19 protein-coding genes are annotated in these 21,204 nt (G+C 32.1%); 1 reads left to right on the top strand and 18 read right to left on the bottom strand.

Going from position 1 to position 21,204, the window contains the following annotated elements; genetic code table 11:
• Positions 1-122: 122 nt before the first annotated feature.
• From HMPREF0520_RS01540 to HMPREF0520_RS01455, 18 genes are all read right to left on the bottom strand, one after another.
• Complete coding sequence (locus tag HMPREF0520_RS01540; RefSeq protein WP_006729145.1) at positions 123-1,052, bottom strand: bifunctional riboflavin kinase/FAD synthetase; 930 nt, start codon at positions 1,050-1,052, stop codon at positions 123-125.
• A 17-nt stretch (positions 1,053-1,069) separates the two neighbouring features.
• Positions 1,070-1,963, bottom strand: a complete 894-nt coding sequence (gene truB / locus HMPREF0520_RS01535) for a tRNA pseudouridine(55) synthase TruB (RefSeq protein WP_006729144.1) — start codon at positions 1,961-1,963, stop codon at positions 1,070-1,072.
• A 60-nt stretch (positions 1,964-2,023) separates the two neighbouring features.
• On the bottom strand, positions 2,024-2,380 hold the full coding sequence (locus HMPREF0520_RS01530) for a ribosome-binding factor A (protein ID WP_006729143.1): 357 nt from the start codon (positions 2,378-2,380) through the stop codon (positions 2,024-2,026).
• A gap of 33 nt (positions 2,381-2,413) precedes the next feature.
• Positions 2,414-5,050, bottom strand: a complete 2,637-nt coding sequence (infB, locus tag HMPREF0520_RS01525; RefSeq protein WP_009310664.1) for a translation initiation factor IF-2 — start codon at positions 5,048-5,050, stop codon at positions 2,414-2,416.
• A gap of 4 nt (positions 5,051-5,054) precedes the next feature.
• Positions 5,055-5,360, bottom strand: a complete 306-nt coding sequence (locus HMPREF0520_RS01520; RefSeq protein ID WP_010222724.1) for a L7Ae/L30e/S12e/Gadd45 family ribosomal protein — start codon at positions 5,358-5,360, stop codon at positions 5,055-5,057.
• 1 nt (position 5,361) lies between these two features.
• The gene (rnpM, locus tag HMPREF0520_RS01515; protein ID WP_006729140.1) at positions 5,362-5,658 is read right to left on the bottom strand and encodes an RNase P modulator RnpM; all 297 of its coding nucleotides are present in this window, start codon (positions 5,656-5,658) and stop codon (positions 5,362-5,364) included.
• A gap of 24 nt (positions 5,659-5,682) precedes the next feature.
• Positions 5,683-6,771, bottom strand: a complete 1,089-nt coding sequence (nusA, locus tag HMPREF0520_RS01510) for a transcription termination factor NusA (protein ID WP_009310667.1) — start codon at positions 6,769-6,771, stop codon at positions 5,683-5,685.
• 19 nt (positions 6,772-6,790) lie between these two features.
• A complete protein-coding gene (gene rimP, locus HMPREF0520_RS01505; protein WP_006729138.1) occupies positions 6,791-7,267 on the bottom strand; it encodes a ribosome maturation factor RimP in 477 nt (158 codons plus the stop codon).
• A gap of 121 nt (positions 7,268-7,388) precedes the next feature.
• The gene (locus HMPREF0520_RS01500) at positions 7,389-11,651 is read right to left on the bottom strand and encodes a PolC-type DNA polymerase III (RefSeq protein WP_006729137.1); all 4,263 of its coding nucleotides are present in this window, start codon (positions 11,649-11,651) and stop codon (positions 7,389-7,391) included.
• Between the two features lie 4 nt (positions 11,652-11,655).
• The gene (locus tag HMPREF0520_RS01495) at positions 11,656-13,356 is read right to left on the bottom strand and encodes a proline--tRNA ligase (protein ID WP_010222725.1); all 1,701 of its coding nucleotides are present in this window, start codon (positions 13,354-13,356) and stop codon (positions 11,656-11,658) included.
• A gap of 16 nt (positions 13,357-13,372) precedes the next feature.
• Positions 13,373-14,629: an RIP metalloprotease RseP gene (rseP, locus tag HMPREF0520_RS01490; protein WP_006729135.1), complete on the bottom strand. Its 1,257-nt coding sequence runs from the start codon at positions 14,627-14,629 to the stop codon at positions 13,373-13,375.
• Between the two features lie 9 nt (positions 14,630-14,638).
• Positions 14,639-15,436 carry a phosphatidate cytidylyltransferase gene (locus HMPREF0520_RS01485; RefSeq protein ID WP_006729134.1) on the bottom strand — a complete coding sequence of 266 codons (798 nt, stop codon included), beginning with the start codon at positions 15,434-15,436 and terminating at the stop codon, positions 14,639-14,641.
• A gap of 17 nt (positions 15,437-15,453) precedes the next feature.
• Complete coding sequence (gene uppS, locus HMPREF0520_RS01480; protein ID WP_006729133.1) at positions 15,454-16,173, bottom strand: undecaprenyl pyrophosphate synthase; 720 nt, start codon at positions 16,171-16,173, stop codon at positions 15,454-15,456.
• A gap of 15 nt (positions 16,174-16,188) precedes the next feature.
• Entirely contained in the window at positions 16,189-16,746 is a 558-nt protein-coding gene (gene frr / locus HMPREF0520_RS01475; RefSeq protein WP_006729132.1) for a ribosome recycling factor, read from the bottom strand.
• Positions 16,746-17,471: a UMP kinase gene (gene pyrH / locus HMPREF0520_RS01470; protein WP_006729131.1), complete on the bottom strand. Its 726-nt coding sequence runs from the start codon at positions 17,469-17,471 to the stop codon at positions 16,746-16,748. Before pyrH ends, frr begins: the two co-directional genes overlap by 1 nt.
• A 155-nt stretch (positions 17,472-17,626) precedes the next feature.
• Positions 17,627-18,502 (bottom strand): translation elongation factor Ts, encoded by an 876-nt coding sequence (gene tsf, locus HMPREF0520_RS01465; RefSeq protein WP_006730987.1) that lies wholly within the window; start codon positions 18,500-18,502, stop codon positions 17,627-17,629.
• Between the two features lie 32 nt (positions 18,503-18,534).
• Positions 18,535-19,308, bottom strand: coding sequence for a 30S ribosomal protein S2 (rpsB, locus tag HMPREF0520_RS01460; RefSeq protein WP_006729129.1), 774 nt, complete (start codon positions 19,306-19,308; stop codon positions 18,535-18,537).
• A gap of 146 nt (positions 19,309-19,454) precedes the next feature.
• Complete coding sequence (locus tag HMPREF0520_RS01455) at positions 19,455-20,483, bottom strand: GIY-YIG nuclease family protein (protein WP_006729128.1); 1,029 nt, start codon at positions 20,481-20,483, stop codon at positions 19,455-19,457.
• Between the two features lie 59 nt (positions 20,484-20,542).
• Between HMPREF0520_RS01455 and HMPREF0520_RS01450 the strand changes: the two genes are divergently transcribed.
• Positions 20,543-21,157: a lysophospholipid acyltransferase family protein gene (locus HMPREF0520_RS01450; protein ID WP_006730929.1), complete on the top strand. Its 615-nt coding sequence runs from the start codon at positions 20,543-20,545 to the stop codon at positions 21,155-21,157.
• Positions 21,158-21,204 lie beyond the last annotated feature (47 nt).

Here is a 21,204-nt window from a genome sequence, read left to right as displayed (position 1 = left end):
ATCATCTGAAATGTAATCATTCAGACAACTTCTTTATGTTACTCTTTTAATCGAATTTTTGCAAGAGATTATAAAAAAATGATTTAAATTTATTAGCTACTTAAAATTCAAATCATTTTTTGTTATTTTTTGTCAAAATGTCGTTGTATATTTGTTTTATCTATATTTAATTGTTTAATTAGCGAATTAATGTCATTAAATTTAATATTATTTCGAATAAATTCATACCAATACAAAATTATTTTTTCGTCATATATATCTTCGCAAAAGTCGAATATATAAGTCTCTATTGTTTTTTTACTATTATTAAAAGTGTCATTATAACCCACAGATGTCATAGAATTATATAATTTACCTTTTATTAACGTTTGTGTTGCATACACACCATTACAAGGAAGTATTTTTTTAGAATTAATGCATAAATTAGCGGTAGGAAAACCCAACATATGTCCGCGATGAAAACCATGAACTACCACACCTGACATGCTATATGGACAACCCAATAAATCAGCTGCCAATTTTACATTGCCATGAGATATTGCTTCCTTTATTTCTGTAGAACCAATTTTTTCACCCTTAAATGTTGCCTCAGGCTCTATCACCAAATCAAATTTTCCCTTAGAGTAGGTCAACAAAGTATGAATATTGGCAATTTTTTTGGGGCCGTATGTATAATCATACCCAACTACAACGACACTGGGATTAAACATCAGAATTACATTATCAATAAAATCAGCTGGTTTTAATCTACACATAGATTCATTAAATTTCATTACCACTAATAAATCTACGTTAAATTTTCGCATTTTTGCCGTTTTTTCACTCAGGGTATCGATATATTTAAAATTTTTATCATCTAGATACAATTCTTTAGGATGTTTATCAAATGTCAAAACAACTAAAGGAACTTGTTTATCATCAGCAATTTTTCTAGCCTTAAAAATTATTTTTTGATGTGCAATATGTACTCCATCAAAAAACCCTAGTACTACAACAGCATTTGAACAAATCTTTCTACTATCAATAGGATTATCCAATAATATCGTTTCCAATATCTCTAACCTTCTTATTAATCATTTTGTAAAAGCATTAATTGTGGTTTATAAACATTTAGTTTTTTTTCATATATGGCCTTAATTTTACCGCTATAAACTAATGCTACTTCATTGCTGGAGGCATTTATTTTCAAAGCTGCTCCATTTCTAACCTGATCATATTGTTCTGAATTCAAAACAAAATGCTCTACATTATCAAAAAAACTGTCAATAGGCTGTAACCAGAAATGAGGTTGATCTATTTGTCTGCTAATATCTTCTAATGTTACTGCATCTGTAATATTATAGCCAGAACTAGCAATTCGCGTTAATTTAACCATAACTGCAGGTACATCCAATATAGCACCTAAATCATTTACTAATGACCTAACATAAGTTCCTTTAGAGCATGTAACAGAAAAATCAAACGTTTGTTGCTGCTTTTCATAATCATAAGTAGAAGTATTAACTAAATTATAGCTCTTTACTGTTACATCTCTCATTGGACGCTGTACTTCAATATTTTCCCTAGCATATTCATATAATCTTTTGCCATTGACTTTGACTGCAGAATATATGGGAGGCATCTGAGAAATATCACCAACTAATTTTTTCATCCCAGATTGAATCTCTTCATCCGAGAAGGGAGTTATGATTTTTTTCTCTGCTATTTTCTTACCAGTTACGTCATAACTATCGGTAGCAAAACCTAATAAGCCTACACCTATATATTTTTTATCTTTTTCATGCATTTTTTCTATTAATTTAGTTGCCTGCCCAACTGCAATAGGTAAAACACCATTTACCTCTGGATCTAACGTCCCAGCATGCCCTATTTTCTTTATTTTTAATAGTTTTCGTAATTTATAAACGCAGTCACTACTTGTTACTCCACGTGGCTTATTTAATACAATAATCCCATTTAGCATATATAAATATATCCCCTTACACTAAAAGACGTCCAATGGGCGTCTTTTTTAAAACAAATATTATCTTTTTTTATCTTGTTCTTGCACTTGCTTAATCAATTGATCAATTTTACTACCATATGCAACAGAATTATCACGTTTAAAAATCAATTCAGGTACTTTAAATAAGGTTAAATTATTACTTAACAAATGCCTCATTAATCCTTTGGCTTTTTCTAGCCCTTGTGATACTTCGTCTTCTCTAACAGAATTATCTGTTAATAAACTGTAGTAAATAGTAGCATAAGAAAAGTCATTAGTACACTCAACAGCTGTAATAGAAATTTCTCTTAATCTTGGATCGCTAATTTCTTTACGTAAGATCTTAGTTAATTCACGTAAAATTTCTCCTTCAACACGACCTATTCTATGCTTCATTTATAAGCTCCTTTTATAATTTAACAAACTAATTTATTTAACTGGAACCTCTTGCATCTCATATGCTTCCAGTTGATCATCGATTTTAATATCATTAAAGTTTTCGATAGTAATTCCACATTCAAATCCTTGTTTTACTTCTTTAACATCGTCTTTAAATCGTTTCAGAGATGCTACTTTACCATCATATTTAACAATACCATCGCGAATAACACGTACGCCAGAATCCTTAGTAATATAACCGCTATCGACCAATGCTCCTGCAATTGTACCTACTTTAGAAACTTTCCAAGTTTCACGAACAGTTAAACTACCAACCACTTTCTCTTCATAAGTAGGTTCAAGCATTCCCTTCATAGCTGCTTCAACATCATCTATTGCTTTATAGATTATATTATAAAGACGAATATCCAATCCTTCATTATCCGCTTGACTTCTAGCAGTAGCTGTAGGTCTCACATTGAATCCAATAATGAATGCATTAGATGCACTAGCTAAAGTTACATCGGATTCATTAATTGCTCCAACACCTGCATGAATAATATTAACACGAACTCCTTCAACATCAATTTTTTCCAATGATTGTTGTAAAGCTTCAGTAGATCCTTGTACATCTGCCTTTAATACAATACCTACTTCCTTCATATTTTCTTTCTTCATAGTGTCAAACAAATTATCTAAAGTTACATGCTGTGTATTTTCACGTTGTTTTTCTAGTGAATTTCTAGCTCTTTGTTCACCAACACTTCTAGCAGTCTTTTCATCTTCAAATACTACCAACTTATCTGCAGCTTCTGGCACATCACTCAAGCCTGTAATCTCAACAGGTGTTGATGGCGTTGCCTTTTTTACTCTGCGACCCTTATCATTGGTCATAACACGTACACGTCCAAATGTATCACCAATAACAATTGGATCACCTATATTCAAAGTACCTTGTTGAACTAAAACGTCAGCTACGGGACCTCTTCCCTTAGATAATCGTGCTTCAATAACAGTACCTATAGCTTTTTGGTTAGGATCTGCTTGTAATTCCATCATATCAGCTTGCAATAGAATCATTTGTAATAAATCATCAACATTTTCACCAGATTTAGCAGAAATTTTAACGAAAATTGTATCTCCGCCCCAATCTTCTGGTACAAGTCCATATTTCATCAATTGCTCCATAACATGATCTGGATTAGCACCTGGTTTATCTATCTTATTAACCGCTACAATAATAGGTACACCTGCACTCTTAGCGTGATCTATTGCTTCAACAGTTTGTGGCATAACTCCATCGTCTGCAGCAACTACTAAAACGACAATATCAGTAACTTCAGCACCACGGGCACGCATATTTGAGAATGCTGCATGACCAGGAGTATCCAAGAAAGTAATTAAACGATCATCTAATTTAACTTGATATGCACCAATTTTTTGTGTAATACCACCAGCTTCATGTGCAGAAACATTGGTGTTACGCAATCTATCAAGTAAAGTAGTTTTACCATGGTCAACATGTCCCATAATAGTAACAACTGGTGGTCTTTTTACCAAGTTTTGTGATTTTTTTGATACTTCCATTTCATGCTCATATAGATTATCAATATCTGATATATCTTCATGAACTTTTTCTTTGGATTCAATACCATATTCTGCAGCAAGTAATTCAATAGTATCTTTACTCAAAGATTGATTCTGATTAGTCATGATACCCAACATGAACAATTTTTTGACAATTTCTGCTGGTTCACGATGAAGTAATTTACCCAAATCCTGAGCATTCATACCCTCTTCAAAAACTAATATTTCTGGTAATGGACGATCTTTTCTTTGTGTTGGTTGTTTTTTGATTAAATCAATTGGTTGTTGACCCTTGACTTTTCTATTCTTACGACGTCTAGCTTTATCAGATTGCTCACTTCTTTCAAAATCAGCATCATCATCACGTTGCTTCTTACGCCCAGTTTTACCATATTCTTTATTACGCAATTTACGATTCTCTTCTGGTGGCACTGGACTATCAGAAATAACTGCTGAAATATCCATACTTTTAGTTGCTTTTGCCTGTCTTGGTCTAAAATCACGTTTAGCATTACTATGTTTAACTTGATCATTTTTAGCTTCGTTATCAGCCTTTTGACGAGCAGGAGATAATTTTATAATTTTTGGACCAGCAACTTTCTTGGCAACTTTTACTCTAGCTCTCACAGCCTCTGCACCTTCAACTGGCATTTTATTTTCAGTCACATCAACTTTTTTGATTTGTTCCTCATGCCATTGCTTTTTTGAACGCTTAACTTGCTCTTCTAATGCTACAGATTCTTGTCTTTGTTTTTTCTGCAATTTATTTAATAAATCGCGTGCTGCTGGTTTTGGATTATTTACTTTTTCTTTTGGAGAGTTTGTATTTTTAGTTAAATCAGCCTTTTTTTTCTTTTTATTATTATCTTCATTACCATTGGTACGACGTAATGCACCTACAGATACTTTTATCTTACTTTTATTTGGTCTCTTTTTATCAGATTTATTTTTGTACAATTCACGTATCTTATTAATTTGATCATCAGTTAATGAAGACATATGACTTTTCACATCAAATCCTAACTCTCTAGCCTTTTCCACAATAACTTTATTTTCGATGCCTAATTCTTTAGCCAATTCATATAACCTAATCCTAGTCATCAAATCACTCTCCTTCATTTATTTTTTTCATAATTGCTTTGGCAAAACCACTATCAGTTACAGCTAATATTTTTCTATTTTTGCCCATAATGTGGGATAATTCAGCAGTGCTGAATTGTCGACACACATTTATATTATTTTTTTGGCATGCAAACAATACTTTTTCCCTAGTATTATTACTAATATCACTTGCTATAAATACTAATATTGCTTTTTTATTTAAAATAGCTATATTAGTTGCATCATAGCCGCCAACCATTTTTCCTGCCTTTTGGGCTAATCCCAGCATATTTAAAGCTTTATTATTCAATCTATTTATCACCAAATAATTCTTTTCTTGCTCTCTGATGTTCTACATAAGCATATAATTCATCATAAAATTCATCTGAAATCTTGATACCTAAACTATTTTCCAGAACTCTTCTTTTTTTTGCCTGCTGAATCTTTTCAGGTTCTAATGAAACATATGCACCACGCCCAGCTTTTTTACCGGTAGGATCAACAAAGATATTCTTTTCTTTATCAACCACAATACGAACAAGCTCTTTTTTGGGCATCATTGTATTAGTAATCAAATCTTTTCGCATTGGTATTTTTCTTTTTTTCACAAAAGATCACCTATTCTTTTCTATTTAATCTGAAGATTCAACTTCTCCATTTGCGGAACTATCCTCATCAACAAATTCCACTTGAGATTCTGGCTTAATATCAATTTTATATTCTGTCAATCTTGCTGCTAAGCGAACATTTTGACCTTTTTTACCAATAGCCAATGATAATTGATAATCTGGGACAATAACCAATGCACTCTTATCATCATTAGCCTCACCAAACTGGACTGCTATTACTTCTGCAGGATTCAACGCATTAGCTATATAATCTGATGGATCTTCTTCGTACTTTACTACATCAATATTTTCACCAGATAATTCATTAACAATATTTTGTACTCTAGATCCTTTAGGACCCACTAAAGTCCCAACAGGATCAATATTAGGGTCACTACTCTTAACTGCAATTTTGGTTCTATCACCAGCTTCTCTAGCAATAGAAATAATTTCTACTGTTCCATTATAAACTTCAGGAACTTCTTGTTCGAATAAACGCTTTACTAGACCTGGAGCAGTTCTTGAAACAGTGATCTGCGTTCCTTTAGCATCAGAACCAACTTTTGTAACTAAGACTTTAATCCTATCTTGTGGCTTATAAACTTCACCAGGCATCTGATCATTATGTGGCATAACAGCCTCAACGTTGCCTATCTTGATATATACAAATCTATTATCTACCCTTTCTACAGTTCCTGTGATCAGTTCATTTTGATATTGAGAATATTCTTCAATGATATGTGCACGTTCAGCTTCACGTAAGCGTTGCATAATTACTTGCTTAGCTGTCTGTGCAGCTAGACGTCCAAAGTTTTGAGGAGTAACTTCAAAACGAATCTCATCTCCTACTTCATAAGCTCGATTTATCTCAAGAGCATCTTTTAAACTAACTTGTTGTCTATCATCTTGTACTTCATCAACGACAGTTTTAACTGCTTGAACTATAAACTTACCTTTGTTCTCATCAAAAATAACCTCAACATTTTGTGCCTGATTATAATTTTTTTTATAAGCTGCAATCAATGCAGCTTTAATTGCATCAACTATTTCTTCTTGTTTAATTCCTTTTTGTTCTTCTAAAGCCGTAAAAGACTTAATTAATTCTTTGGACATTATTCTAATATCATCCTTTCTAAAATTTAATTGCAAATCGTATATTAGCTATCATATTACGTGGTATAGCAATCTTTTTTTGTTGAGTTTTTATTTTTATTTCTAAAATTATTTTATCCATATCATAATCCAACAAAGTTCCTTCATAACTTTTCTGCCCATTAATTTTTTTATAAAGTCCTACATGAACATAGTCATTCTTAGCTTTACACCAATCGGCTTCAGTTTTGATGGGTCTTTCTACACCTGGTGATGATAATTCCAAAATATATGGATCTGGTAATGGATCTGGATTTATTAAGTCGAGTTGTTCTGAAACACTTTCACTTAAAGTAGCTATTTCATCAATATCAATTCCATTAGGTTCTCGATCAACATAAATACGTAAATAATTCTGATTATTTTCTTTTACATACTCAATATCAACAAGTTCATCTCCTCTAGCGTGAACTAATGGGGTAATAACTTCTATAACTTTATCTATATTTTTGAACAAAATAATCCTCCGCAATAAAAAGAGTGAGCATCCCTGCTCACTCGAACACATTATTCGAATTATATGTTTAATTATATATCATATTTGTTAATTTGTAAATTAAAAACTTGTCCTTAATAGTCTAAAACAATGATAATTGATTTTGATCTGGTAACCCGTCAAGGACACCATTATTTTCAAAATATTCCATGATTGTCTGAGAAACCTTACCTCTAATAGATAAATCTTCCTTAGAAAGAAATGGTTGTTCATCTCTTGCAGCAACAATCTGTTTAGCAACATTATCACCTAAGCCTGGCACAGTATTAAACGGTGCTAAAATATTATGCTCATCAAGAATTTTGAAATTCAACGCATCCGATTTTTCAATATCGACCATATTAATGTTGATTCCTCTTTCTAAACATTCATTAGCAATTTCTAAAACTGTTAACAAGGTTTTATCTTTAGTAGAAGCATTGTTTCCTTGATCTCTAATTTTCTTCATAGCCGCTTTAACAGTATTTTTACCATGACTCATAGCTACAATATCAAATAAATCTGCACGAACAGATAAATATGATGTGTAATAAATAACTGGATAATAAACTTTAAACCATGCAATTCTCAGAGCCATTAATATATATGCTGTTGCATGTGCTTTAGGGAACATATACTTTATTTTTAAACATGATTGAATATACCAATCTGGGATATTTTTATTTTTACTCAGTATAGCCATATTTTCATCACTAATACCCTTACCATGTCTAACTGATTCCATCGTTGAAAAAGCAACTTCTGGTGGAACATCCCAGTGAATTAAGTCTGTCATAATATTATCACGACAACCAATTACATTTTTTAACTTGCATATACCTTTATTAATTAAATCTTCTGCATTTCCTAGCCAAACATCTGTACCATGTGACAATCCAGATATTTGTAATAATTCCGAAAACGTAGTTGGCTTAGTTTCCTCTAACATTCCACGTACAAATTTAGTTCCAAATTCAGGAACTCCCAACGTACCAGTATTAACACCAATTTGTTCAGGTGTAACACCCAAAATATCTGTACCAGAAAATAAAGACATAACTCCAGGATCACATGGAGGTATTGTTAAAGGATCTACGCCTGATAAATCTTGTAGCATTCTAATCATAGTAGGATCATCATGACCTAAAATATCAAATTTTAAAATATTATCATGAATAGAATGAAAATCAAAGTGCGTTGTTAACCAAGCTGCATCTAAGTCATCTGCGGGGTACTGTACTGGAGTAAAATCATAAATGTCCATATCATTAGGTACTACAACAATTCCCGCTGGATGTTGCCCTGTTGTTCTCTTAACTCCACTAGCTCCTTGCGATAAGCGATCTAATTCTGCATTTCGCAATTTCAACTCATTTTCATCTTCGTAATGCTTTACATATCCATAAGCAATCTTATCTGCAACAGTTCCAATAGTACCTGCACGATACGAATTATCTGGACCAAACATTACTCTTATATAACTATGAGCAACAGGTTGATAATCTCCTGAGAAATTCAAATCGATATCAGGAACTTTGTCACCATGAAATCCTAAAAAAGTAGCAAAAGGTATATCTTGGCCATCCTTGGCTAAATCAGCATTACATTTTGGACATTTTTTATCTGGTAAATCATAACCAGAACCATATTCTCCTTTTTCAAAGAATTGAGAATATTTACAATTGGGACACCTATAATGTGGAGCTAAAGGATTAACTTCTGTAATGCCTGACATAGTAGCAACTAAACTCGATCCTACAGATCCTCTAGAACCAACTAAATAGCCATCTTTATTTGATTTTGCAACCAAGCGTTGTGATATCAAATATATAACTGCATATCCATTGCTAATAATTGACTTCAACTCATATTCAAGCCTATCCTTGACTATTTTAGGCAATGGATTTCCATATAACTCATGAGCTTTGTCATAAGTCAATTGTTCCATCTCTTTATCAGCATTTTCAATATGTGGTGGATATAGTCCAGATTTTATAGGTTCTACATTTTCAATTTTATCTGCAATCATATTAGTATTTTTAATAACTATTTCTTCAGCAATTTTGGGATCTAAAAAACTAAATGCATCTAACATTTCTTGCGTAGTATAAAAATGTAAATCTGGCAATTCATAATTTTTACCTCTATTAGCTTTTTGAGCAGATAGTAAAATTTTACGATAAATTGCATCTTTTTTATCTATATAGTGAGCATCACTTGTTGCAACAACTGGAATTCCTAATTCCTTACCTAATTTATAAATGTTAGTAATAATCTCTTGTAATTCTTTTTTATCTTTTATTAGCTTATCGTCCAATAAATGTTGATATGCGGCTGGAGGTTGCACTTCAAGAAAATCGTAAATTCTAGCTTTTTCTCTTGTAGCATCATATCCTTTTTGCATCATACTTATAAAAACATCACCCTGCAGACAACCACTTCCATATAGTAATCCTTCATGTAACCTTTTTAATTCTGATAATGGTGTTCTTGGAAGACGATAAAAATACTTAGTAGAAGCTAAAGAAACTAACTTATACATGTTTTTTAGACCAACTTTATTAATTGCCAATACCGTCATATGATTAGGTTTAGCTCTCTTATATACTTGTCCAAATTTAGCATAATCATTCATTTTACCTAAATTAGCTTCTTGAAATCTTTCATAGAAAGCATCTAGCAATTTGAACATTAAATAACCTGTAGCTTCTGCATCTTGATTAGCACGATGATGATGTTCCAATACAACATTGTATTTTTTAGCTAAAGAATCTAACGTATGTCTTGTCTGTTCTGGATGTAATAACCTAGAAACTTCTAATGTATCAACGACAGGTTGCGTTATAATGTCCATATTGCACCGTCTTAAAGCGGCATTTAAAAATCCGATATCAAATTGTACATTATGTCCGCACAATGGTAAATCTTGATAAAACTCTTGGAATTGCCTAATAACAATATTCTCATCATCCGCATTTTGCACCATCTCATCAGTAATGGAAGTCAAATTAATTGTAGTATCACTTAATAAATGATGTGGATTAATAAATTTATCGAAACGATCAATTACTACACCATCTTTCATTTTGACCGCACCTATTTCAATAATGGTATCGTAAACCGATGATAGACCCGTAGTTTCAACATCAAAAATTACATATTCTTGACCACGATAATCCATATTAGCAGGGTTTAAAACCAACAAAGCTTGATCATTAATCATATTAGCTTCATAGCCATAAATGATTTTTAATCCATTCTTTTTGCCTGCCACATATGCTTCTGGAAAAGCTTGAACATCCGCATGATCTGTAATTGCAATAGCTTTCTGATCAAATTTTTTCGCTGCCTTAACAAAATCTCCAGCAGAATTAGTTGCATCCAACTGCGACATATTGGTATGTAAATGTAATTCTACCCTTTTTTGTTTACCTTCATAGGTCTCTTGCCTACCACTATGTTTGATCAACTTTATAGACTTAATATTCAGTACTATTTCATGTTGAAATGTATCATCTAAAACATTTCCTTGTATCTGAACCCACACACCTGGCTTAATATCCTCTAAATCAGCCAATTTATCTTTGCTAGATAAAAATTTTTTAAAACTTATAGAATCAGTATAATCAGTAATTTCTCCAGTCAAAATGACTTTACCTGACTTTAATTCACGAGATTCTACGTTAAAAACATGCCCTTCAACAAAAATATCTTTATTACCATCTTCCAAATCTTTGATTTTAGTAATTTCCATATTATGTTCTGGATTATATTCTGGACTTTGTTCTGGATTTTGTTCATACATTTTTTGCATAGCATTTTCATGCTCTAATTGCTGCTGTTCTAGCTGCTTAATATCTTCCTTAGTATTATCTTCTAAATTAATATTAAAGCTAAGATCTTTAAATCCATATTTATTAAATTCTGAAGCTAAGGCATCTAAAACCTCTGAAGTAAACATAGATTGAACAAAATTATTTTGACAAGTAATTTGCCAATTTGCATCAAGATAACAAGGCTTAGTATGTATCAAAAATTCTTTAACTGATGCAGATAATTTTTCAGCATGTTCAATACCAAACTCCCAATAATTGTTCAGTTCACTATTATCATCTAATTGGCATTGCAAAACTAGATCCACATTAACAAATGGATCAAATGTTTGATGCAACGCCTTATATAACATGATATATGTATCAAATTCTAACACTTTAGGTAAAAAAACGTGGATTACCCACTTACGCTCCTTAGCATAAACATCCACGTTTTCTATTTCGCCTTTTTTTAAATCAGAATTTTGAGCAATATTATCAATAATTTGTATTTGCTCTAAGAGCCTTAAAAATAGCTTGTTTTTATCTTCCACAACATTACCTTAATTCTTTTGAAATATACTCAGTAAGTGAATCCAAAGACATTTCAACAGATTCTTGTTCTGTTGATTTTTTAACTTCAACAATCTGTTCGCTCACACGACGACCAACGATAATTCTAATTGGTGCACCAATTAAATCTGCATCATTGAACTTAACACCCGGACGCTCATTTCTGTCATCATAAAGAACATCATATTTATCACTAAATATTTCTTCTAATTTCTTTGAAACTACAGTCTGTTCATCATTTTTCATATTCATTTGAATAATATGGATTTCAAAAGGAGCAACTTCTTTTGGCCAAAAAATACCATTATCTGTAGAATGTTGTTCTACAATAGCAGATAACATTCTAGTAACACCGATACCATATGAGCCCATAATAATTGGCTGGGTTTTACCATTTTGATCCAAAAACTTTGCATTCATTGAATTGGTATAATATGTACCCAACTTAAATATGTGACCTACTTCAATACTGGTTGTAAATTTCAAAGGTAAATGATCTACTGGATCAGGTTCACCCGCATTTGCCGTACGTAAATCAGCAAATTCATTTACTTTGAAATCACGATCTATATTTGCATTAATATATTGGTAATCACTTTCATTAGCACCTACAACAACATTATATAAGCCTTTGACTGTCTCATCAGCAATAATATAATCGGCGTATGCTGCTTTAACTGGACCTACACCACCCTTAGTTGCTTTAACTATGGATAATAATTCCTCATTTGTAGCTACACGTGGTTCAGAATCGGCATCAAGTGCATTTTGCAATTTTACTTCATTTACTTGTTTATCACCACGTATTAATACTAATACTTTCTTATCATCAACAATATATAATATACTTTTTACTATTCTCGTATTTGGAACATGTAAAAATTCTGACAATTGTTCTATAGTTGCACAATCAGGAGTTGAAACCTTTTCAAGCGGTTTTAATTCTTCTTTTTCTGGTGAAAATGTGTCAATACTTCGTGCCATTTCTAAGTTAGCTGAATATGTACCAGTTTCATTTGTAGCTATAACATCTTCACCTATAGCTGCTGGTGCTTGAAATTCAGTTGAATTCTTACCACCCATAGTACCAGAATTAGCAATTACAGGGTATACTTCAACACCACAACGCTTAAATATCTTTTTATATGCATGTTTTTGGTCATCAAATTGCTTATCTAATTGTTCTCTAGTAGCAGCAAAACTATAACCATCTAACATAACAAATTCACGGCCACGCAATAACCCAAAACGAGGTCTATTTTCATCACGAAACTTAGTTTGAATTTGATACAAAGCTATCGGCATTTGCTTGTAACTCTTTATATTTTTACCAATAATTTCAGTAAAGGTTTCCTCATGTGTTGGCCCTAATAAACTTTCACGACCATGTCTATCTTTCAATCTAAACATCTCTGGGCCATACTTAGGTAATCTACCAGATTCTTCCCATAAAGTAGCAGGAAGAAAATGCGGCATTATCATTTCTGGAACATTAATATTCTCCATCTCTTCTTCGATAATTTTTTCAGCCTTACGTAAAACCAAATATGCTAATGGTAAATAAGCATAAACACCAGCTGTAACTTGACGAATGTATCCACCACGTAACATCAGTTGATGGCTTTTAGCCACTGCATCACTTGGTACTTCCTTAAGAGTTGGTATAAATAAAATAGATTGACGCATATTTTCCTCCAAATAATCATTTAATAAAGAAACGATATATATCATTTCCTGTAACAGCTATAATCAATATCAATAAAAAGACAAAGCCTATAATATTGACTAATTCTTCTTTTTCTGGTGAAAGTGGTTTACCTGTTACTAATTCAACCACATTCAATAACAATTTTCCGCCATCAAGGCCAGGTATTGGTAATAAATTAACAATACCCAAATTAATTGAAATCATTGCTAAAAATGTTACTACATATGCAAAACCTAAATCAGACATTTTTCTTGTCTGTGAATAAATACCTACTGGTCCAGATAATTTATCCAAACTAAAATGTCTAATCAAGCCAGATAATGCATTAAAAATCAAGCCCATAGTCCTTAAACTGGTTTTACAGCCATGTGATAATTTGCTGAACAAATTATTATCTAACTTACAAATAAAGCCTAATTGATAAAGCGTTTGCCCATTATCAACAACCTTCATTGGTTTTATTTTAAATTTCCGGTAAGAATTATTCCGTAGAACTACAACTTCAACTTTTTTTCCTTTGTATTCTGCAATAATTTTAGAAATATCTTCTAACTGACTAACTTTTTGATGTTCTATTTCTTTTACTTGATCACCATTCTTTAATCCGATTCTCTGTGCAGGGCTATTATCTATAGTCTTATTAATAATAGTTGTTGGTGCACCAGGTCCAGAAATTGATAGTCCAATAAAAACAATAAATCCTAAAATAATATTCATTAATGGACCTGCAACATTACTTGCTATTTTCTTTAAAACTTTAGCATTTTGAAACTGTGTATCTTCAGGTGCAATAATTAATTCGCTGCCATTTTTTTCAATTATAGTTGCATCATGATTAACAGAATAAGTAATATTTTCATTCTCATCGCCATTTTTATAGCCACGAATAATTAATCTATTAACCAAATCACTTTCAATAACTTGAACAGGTATTCCGGAAATAGGCATTTGTGAGCCCGAGTTATCTATTCTAACTACCTCACCATTATCATTAAATTGTAATACAACTGTTGCACCCGGATCTATTTTAGCAATATCATCTGGTCCTGCAAATCGTACATATCCTCCAATTGGTAACCATCTTATTGTATAAGTAGTTTTCTTTTTCATAACTTGAAAAAGTTTTGGCCCCATACCAATAGAAAATTCTCTTACCAGTATTCCACATTTTTTTCCTACAAAAAAATGTCCAAATTCATGCACAAATACTAATATTCCAAATATAACTAAAAATATTAAAATACTCTTCATAAATAAAACCTACATAATTCCTATATAAGCAACAACTGGTAAAACAAATAATAAGCTATCAAATCTATCTAAGATCCCACCATGTCCAGGTAAAATCTTTCCAGAATCTTTTACACCATAAAATCTTTTTATAGCTGATTCTACTAAATCTCCAATTTGACCTACAACTGATAGTACAATTGATAGACCAATTAATAATAATTGATTTCTACCTGTTGGAACAATCAGCACATATATAGTAGTACATACAATCGCACATATTATACCGCCTATTGATCCTTCCCACGTTTTGTTAGGGCTGATAACTGGCCAAAGCTTACGCTTACCATATTTTCTGCCAAAAACATAAGCTCCAATATCACTCGCCCACACTACAACTAATGCAAATCCTAAAATTGCTAATCCATATCCATCATTTATGTTCCTAATTGCAGCTAAATAATGAAAACCGGCACCAACATATATGCTACCCAATACATAAGTTCCGACATCATCAAAGGACGTTTTATTTTTAGATAATACTGTAATTGTCAAAAGAAGCATATTCAAAATACAGAATAATTGTATTTTGCCTAAAAATACAGGTAAAAAGTTAAAGAACTTATCAGGTAATGTCAAAGTTAAAGTTGCTAACAAACTTATCAAAAAATTAATTGATATTAAAATTTGTTTTTTCATTATAAAAATTTCGCTAATCGCACAGCAAGCTAATAAGCAAGCCATTACATCTATCCAATAACCACCCAATAATAATACTGGAATAAAAAAGATTAATGCAACTAACGCTGTTATTATTCTTTGTTTCATATATTTTCATCTCTTATTTAAATTTTTCCGAAACGTCGGTCACGATGCTGATATTCTTCTACTATTTTTTTAAATTCATCGGTAGTAAAATCTGGCCAATATGTTTTAGTAAAATAAAATTCTGAATAGGCTAATTGCCATAACATAAAATTAGATAAGCGTTCTTCACCAGAAGTTCTAATTAACAAATCAGGATCAGCATAATCTCCAAATTTTGCCGTCATTAAATAATCTGATACCAATTGTTCATTTATGGAATCAACTTCAATTTTTTTATTTTGAATATCTAATGCTATCTTAGAAATAGCAGCAGTTATTTCTTGCCTAGAGCCATAATTAAAAGCAAAATTCAATATCATACCATCATTGTCAGCAGTTTCTTGCTCTGCTTTTTTTATAATTTCAGCAGTTGCTAGAGGAAGCTTATCATTAAAACCCATAATATTGACTTTAATATTATTTTTCTGCAACTCTGGCATAAATTTATCAAAAAAATTAATAGGTAACTTCATTAAATAGTTAACCTCGTCGCGAGGTCTTCCCCAGTTTTCTGTAGAAAAGGCATATAAAGTTAAAACTTTAACTCCTAACTCGTTAGCTACTAATGCAATTTCCTTAACCTTATTCATTCCACTACGATGACCAATAATCCTAGGTAAGTGCCTTTCTTGAGCCCATCTGCCATTGCCATCCATAATAATAGCTAAATGATCTAATCTTTTATTTTCTTGCTTCATGCTACTTGGTAATCCCTATGCTTTAGTAATTTCTTTGCTCTTCTTATCTGCTAAAGCATCTACATCTTTTGTGGCATTATCAGTTATCTTTTGCATATCTTTTTCAAATTTATGCAAATCATCTTCAGTAATTTCGCCATCTTTTTGTTGCTTTTTTAAAGCATCCATACCTTCCCTACGAATATTTCTAATTGCTATTTTAGCTTGTTCAGCTAACTTGCCTACTTTTTTAGCAATCTCTATTCTTCTTTCTCCAGTCAATTGGGGAATTACTATTCTAACTACACTACCATCATTTGCAGGTGTAATTCCCAAATCAGATGCCAAAATTGCGTGTTCAATATTATTAAGAGTTGTTTTATCAAATGGCGTTATCATTAGCACACGTGCCTCTGGAATTGTAATACTAGACATTTGTGTCAAAGGAGTAGGAACACCGTAATATTCAACTTTTATACCATCCAACAAACTTGCATTAGCAACACCTGCACGTATACCGCCTAATTCTTTTTCAAAAACAGAAATAGATTTACTCATATTTGCTTTTGCTTTTTCAATAATTACATTCGACATTATTTACCACCTTTTATTACTGTACCAATATTTTCGCCTTCAATTACTTTCTTGATATTACCAGCTTCATTCACATTAAATACAATTAAAGGAATATTGTTGTCCATAGACAGCGAACTAGCTGTTCTATCCATAACCTTCAAATCTTTTGCAATAATATCAAGTTGTGTAAGTTCATCAAATTTAACTGCTTCTGGATAGATTTTAGGATCTGCAGAATATACTCCGTCAACACCATTTTTAGCCATTAAAATTACATCTGCATTAATTTCAGCTGCACGTAATGCAGCAGTAGTGTCAGTTGAAAAGTACGGATTACCTGTTCCACCACCGAAAATAACTACTCTACCTTTTTCTAAATGTCGTATAGCTTTTCTTCTTATGTACGGTTCTGCAATCTGTCGCATTTCAATAGATGTTTGCACACGTGTAGGAACACCCAAATTTTCCAAAGCATCTTGTAAAGCTAATCCATTCATAATTGTAGCTAGCATTCCCATATAATCTGCTTGGGCTCTCTCCATACCTAAGTTTGCTCCAGTTTCACCGCGCCACATGTTGCCACCGCCACATACAATGCCTATCTGAACGCCCATATCATGAATTTTTTTAACTTCCATAGCTAAATGTGCAATAACTTCTGGATTGATACCCCTACCTTCAGAACCTGCAAGAGCTTCTCCTGAAACTTTCAAAATTACACGCTTATACTTTAATTGACTCATGTTGATCCTCCTCTATAGCTCCTACCATTTTACCATAACAATACTCGTAATTATATGCTAATTTATAATGCTAGTTTTTTTCTCTACTTTTAAAATATAATATCTAAAAAAAAACTCAAAAATACTAACATAAGTATTTTTGAGTTGATTAAAATTTATCTCATTTGTTCACGAACTTCAGCAGCAAAATCTTCTTGTTTCTTCTCGATTCCTTCACCAACTTCATAACGAACAAAATTCTTAACTTCTGACTTAACTGATTTAACATATTCAGCAACAGTCATATCTGAATCCTTAACGTATGGTTGATCAACAAGACAAATTTCTGCTAAGTATTTATTCATACGACCTTCAACAATCTTAGGAATAATCTTAGAAGGTTTTCCTTCTTTTTCTGTTTCTTTAGTGAAGACATCAGTTTGATGCTCTAAAACTTCAGCAGGAACTTGACTCTTATCTAAATATTCAGGATTAATAGCAGCTACATGCATAGCAATATTCTTGGCAGCTTCAGCGTTATCACCATCAAGGATAGTAACAGCAATAATAGCACCATTATTATGCTTGTATGCTCCGAAGACTTCATTATCTTTCTTAGTCAAAATAGTAAATCTTCTAAGAGTAATCTTCTCACCAATTACAGCAGTTAACTCAGTTTCAGCACTCGCAATAGTACCTTCACCTAATGGCACATTCATAGCAGCTTCTAAGTCAGCAGGCTTGGCAGCTAAAATTGCTTTAGTAACGTCATCAACAAACTTAACAAATTTATCATTTGAAGAAACAAAGTCTGTTTCAGAGTTAATCTCTACCAACACTGCATTATTTCCTTCAACATCAAACGCAGCTAATCCTTCAGCAGCTATACGACCACTCTTCTTAGCAGCTTTTGCAGCTCCAGATTCTCTCAAAATATCTGTAGCCTTATCCATATCACCATCGGCTTTTACTAAGGCTTTCTTTACATCCATCATACCAGCACCGGTACGCTCACGGAGTTCCTTAACTTGTGCAGCAGTAATTTTTGCCATCATCAATCTCCTTATCACAAATATGTCAAATATTAATCTTCGTCAGCAATTTCTTCGATTGACTTTTCGTCATCAGCTTCTGATTTTTCTGTGAATTCAGCTTCAACAGATTTTTCATCATCTTGACCTTGCTTTCCTTCAATAACAGCATCTGCCATTGCACCTGCAATTAATCTAATTGCACGAATTGCATCATCATTTGAAGGTATAACAACATCAACAGGTTCTGGATCAGTATTAGTATCTACCATAGCTACAACTGGAATACCTAAAATGTTTGCTTCGTGTACTGCAATCTTTTCCTTCTTAGGATCAACTACAAACATAACATCTGGTATTCTAGGCATATCTTCGATACCACCTAAAAATCTTTGTAATTTATCTAATTCTTTAGTTAAAACAGCTACTTCTTTCTTTGGTAATAGTTCGAAAGTACCATCTTCAGACATTTTCTTTAATTGCTTTAATCTTTGAACACGGCTTTGAATAGTTGACCAGTTAGTAAGAGTACCACCTAACCAACGTTCATTAATGAAGTATTGTCCAGCACGAATTGCTTCTTCTTTTACAGCATCTTGTGCTTGCTTTTTAGTACCTACAAATAAGAATACACCACCGTCAGTAGCTACATCTTTCATAAAGTTGTATGCATCATCTAACATCTTAATGGTTTTTTGCAAGTCAATTATGTAAATACCATTTCTTTGTGTAAAGATGTAAGGAGCCATCTTAGGGTCCCATCTTCTAGTTTGGTGTCCAAAATGTACACCTGCTTCAAGCAATTGTTTCATTGTTACAACTGTCATAATAAATTCCTCCTATGGTTTTTCCTCTCAAAAGTTTAACTAAAATTTAGACCTACAAGGCACCATAATTTTAATCGCTTTTGATGTGATTTATAGTATGTAAAGACATACAAAGTAATTATATATGAATTAGTTATTAATTACAATCAAAATTTAACATTATGTTCTGTCAAAAAGTTTTCTTTCCACTTTCGATCATGATGTTTAAACCAATACTCTCGTTTTAAGGCTGCTCTTTTATCATCAAATTCTTCAAAATATAATAATTTAACTGGTCTTCTAATTTTAGTATACTTTGCACCTTTGCCTGCATTATGAGCTTCAATACGTTTTTTTAAATTATCAGTAAAGCCACCATAAAAGCTCCCATCAGCACATTGTAAGCAATAAAAATAATATTTTTTATTTTCTGTCTTGGAACTTGCAGCTTTATTTTCATGAATAATATTTTCAATTTCATCAGTAAATGAACTATCAGAATTATGCACAATAATCGGATTATTTAAAACCAAACCATCTGTTGGTGCATTATTAACAGCTTCAACTACAACTAAGTTAGTTTTATGATCTTTTTGTGGTGCAAAAGGCTGAATATTTTTTACTCCCATATGGTTACTCAAACAATAGTGGATAATTTCAGCTAATCTTTCTGGTCGATGAACAATAAAAAGTTTTCCCTTCATTTTTAATAACTGACTTGCAACAATGATCACTTGCTCCAAATTTATTAAAATTTCATGACGAGCAATCGCTTTTTGTTGATTAGGATTAATTCTATGTCCATCAGGCACCTTAAAATATGGAGGATTTACGGTAACTACATCAAATTTATCCTTTCCCAAGTTTTTAGGGGCATCCAGTGCATTAATACAATGAACAGTTATCCTATTTTCTAACTGATTCAAGCTAACTGATCGCTTGGCCTGTGACGCAATTTCTGGTTGTATTTCAACAGCATCATAATGAGCCAAGTTAAAATATGACATATACAAAGTAGCTGCGCCATTACCACAGCAAAGATCTACTACTTTATCACGATCATGTATCTTTTCTTTAGCAAAATAGGCTAACAATAATGTATCCAAGGAAAATGAAAAGGCATCTTTTCGTTGTATAACTTTAAGATGATCACTATACATATAATCTATTCGCTCATTACTTTTCAGAATTTCCATTTCTATTCTCCTTTATCGATATATGCTGTATAATACTATACATGAATTGGGAGGAAAACATGTTTTATAAATTTTTACGCTCAACTGTTCGCATTATTTTTTGGATCATTAATGGTCATTTACATATCCATAATAGTAATTATATACCTGAAGGAAATTATATCTTAGCTGCTCCACATCGAACATGGTGGGAACCTTTTTTATTTGCAATAGCAGCAAAAAATACAGAATTTGTAGTTATTGCAAAAAAAGAACTATTTAAAAATCCTATATATAGATTTTTATTAAAAAAGTGTAATGCATTTCCCGTAGATAGAGCCAATCCTGGACCGTCAGCTATCAAGATTCCAGTTAAAGAACTAAAAGCAGGACAACGATCATTTATGATTTTTCCATCAGGAACAAGGCATTCTGATCAGTTAAAAAGTGGTGTATTTATAATAGCAAAACTTGCAAATAAGCCTATTGTTCCTGTTATATACCAAGGTCCTTTAACTTTTAAAGGAATCCTCAAAAGACAAAATGTTGAAATTCGTTTTGGCAAACCAATTTATTTAGACAGAAAAATCAAAATTAATAATGAAAACACGCCAATATTGTATGCCAAATTAGAAAATGCTTGGCAAGAATTGGATAATGAACAAAATCCTAATTTTAAATATATTCCCAAATAATAAATTGCATTTAAAAAACTAAGTCACATCAAAATGACTTAGTTTTT

Origin of the sequence: Lactobacillus iners DSM 13335 (assembly GCF_000160875.1) — a bacterium.
GTDB classification, from domain to species: domain Bacteria; phylum Bacillota; class Bacilli; order Lactobacillales; family Lactobacillaceae; genus Lactobacillus; species Lactobacillus iners.
The sequence above is the reverse complement of the archived record's forward strand: the minus strand, read 5'-3'. Positions and strand labels throughout refer to the sequence as shown.

What these genes read in the sequence shown, in the direction of transcription:
- uppS (WP_006729133.1), bottom strand. Translation starts at nt 16,173, where the DNA reads ATGAAGCAAGAAAATAAAAGATTAGATCATTTAGCTATTATTATGGAT.
- truB (WP_006729144.1), bottom strand. Translation starts at nt 1,963, where the DNA reads ATGCTAAATGGGATTATTGTATTAAATAAGCCACGTGGAGTAACAAGT.
- tsf (WP_006730987.1), bottom strand. Translation starts at nt 18,502, where the DNA reads ATGGCAAAAATTACTGCTGCACAAGTTAAGGAACTCCGTGAGCGTACC.
- rpsB (WP_006729129.1), bottom strand. Translation starts at nt 19,308, where the DNA reads ATGACAGTTGTAACAATGAAACAATTGCTTGAAGCAGGTGTACATTTT.
- HMPREF0520_RS01455 (WP_006729128.1), bottom strand. Translation starts at nt 20,483, where the DNA reads ATGGAAATTCTGAAAAGTAATGAGCGAATAGATTATATGTATAGTGAT.
- pyrH (WP_006729131.1), bottom strand. Translation starts at nt 17,471, where the DNA reads ATGAGTCAATTAAAGTATAAGCGTGTAATTTTGAAAGTTTCAGGAGAA.
- HMPREF0520_RS01495 (WP_010222725.1), bottom strand. Translation starts at nt 13,356, where the DNA reads ATGCGTCAATCTATTTTATTTATACCAACTCTTAAGGAAGTACCAAGT.
- HMPREF0520_RS01485 (WP_006729134.1), bottom strand. Translation starts at nt 15,436, where the DNA reads ATGAAACAAAGAATAATAACAGCGTTAGTTGCATTAATCTTTTTTATT.
- rseP (WP_006729135.1), bottom strand. Translation starts at nt 14,629, where the DNA reads ATGAAGAGTATTTTAATATTTTTAGTTATATTTGGAATATTAGTATTT.
- frr (WP_006729132.1), bottom strand. Translation starts at nt 16,746, where the DNA reads ATGTCGAATGTAATTATTGAAAAAGCAAAAGCAAATATGAGTAAATCT.
- infB (WP_009310664.1), bottom strand. Translation starts at nt 5,050, where the DNA reads ATGACTAGGATTAGGTTATATGAATTGGCTAAAGAATTAGGCATCGAA.
- nusA (WP_009310667.1), bottom strand. Translation starts at nt 6,771, where the DNA reads ATGTCCAAAGAATTAATTAAGTCTTTTACGGCTTTAGAAGAACAAAAA.
- HMPREF0520_RS01450 (WP_006730929.1), top strand. Translation starts at nt 20,543, where the DNA reads ATGTTTTATAAATTTTTACGCTCAACTGTTCGCATTATTTTTTGGATC.
- HMPREF0520_RS01530 (WP_006729143.1), bottom strand. Translation starts at nt 2,380, where the DNA reads ATGAAGCATAGAATAGGTCGTGTTGAAGGAGAAATTTTACGTGAATTA.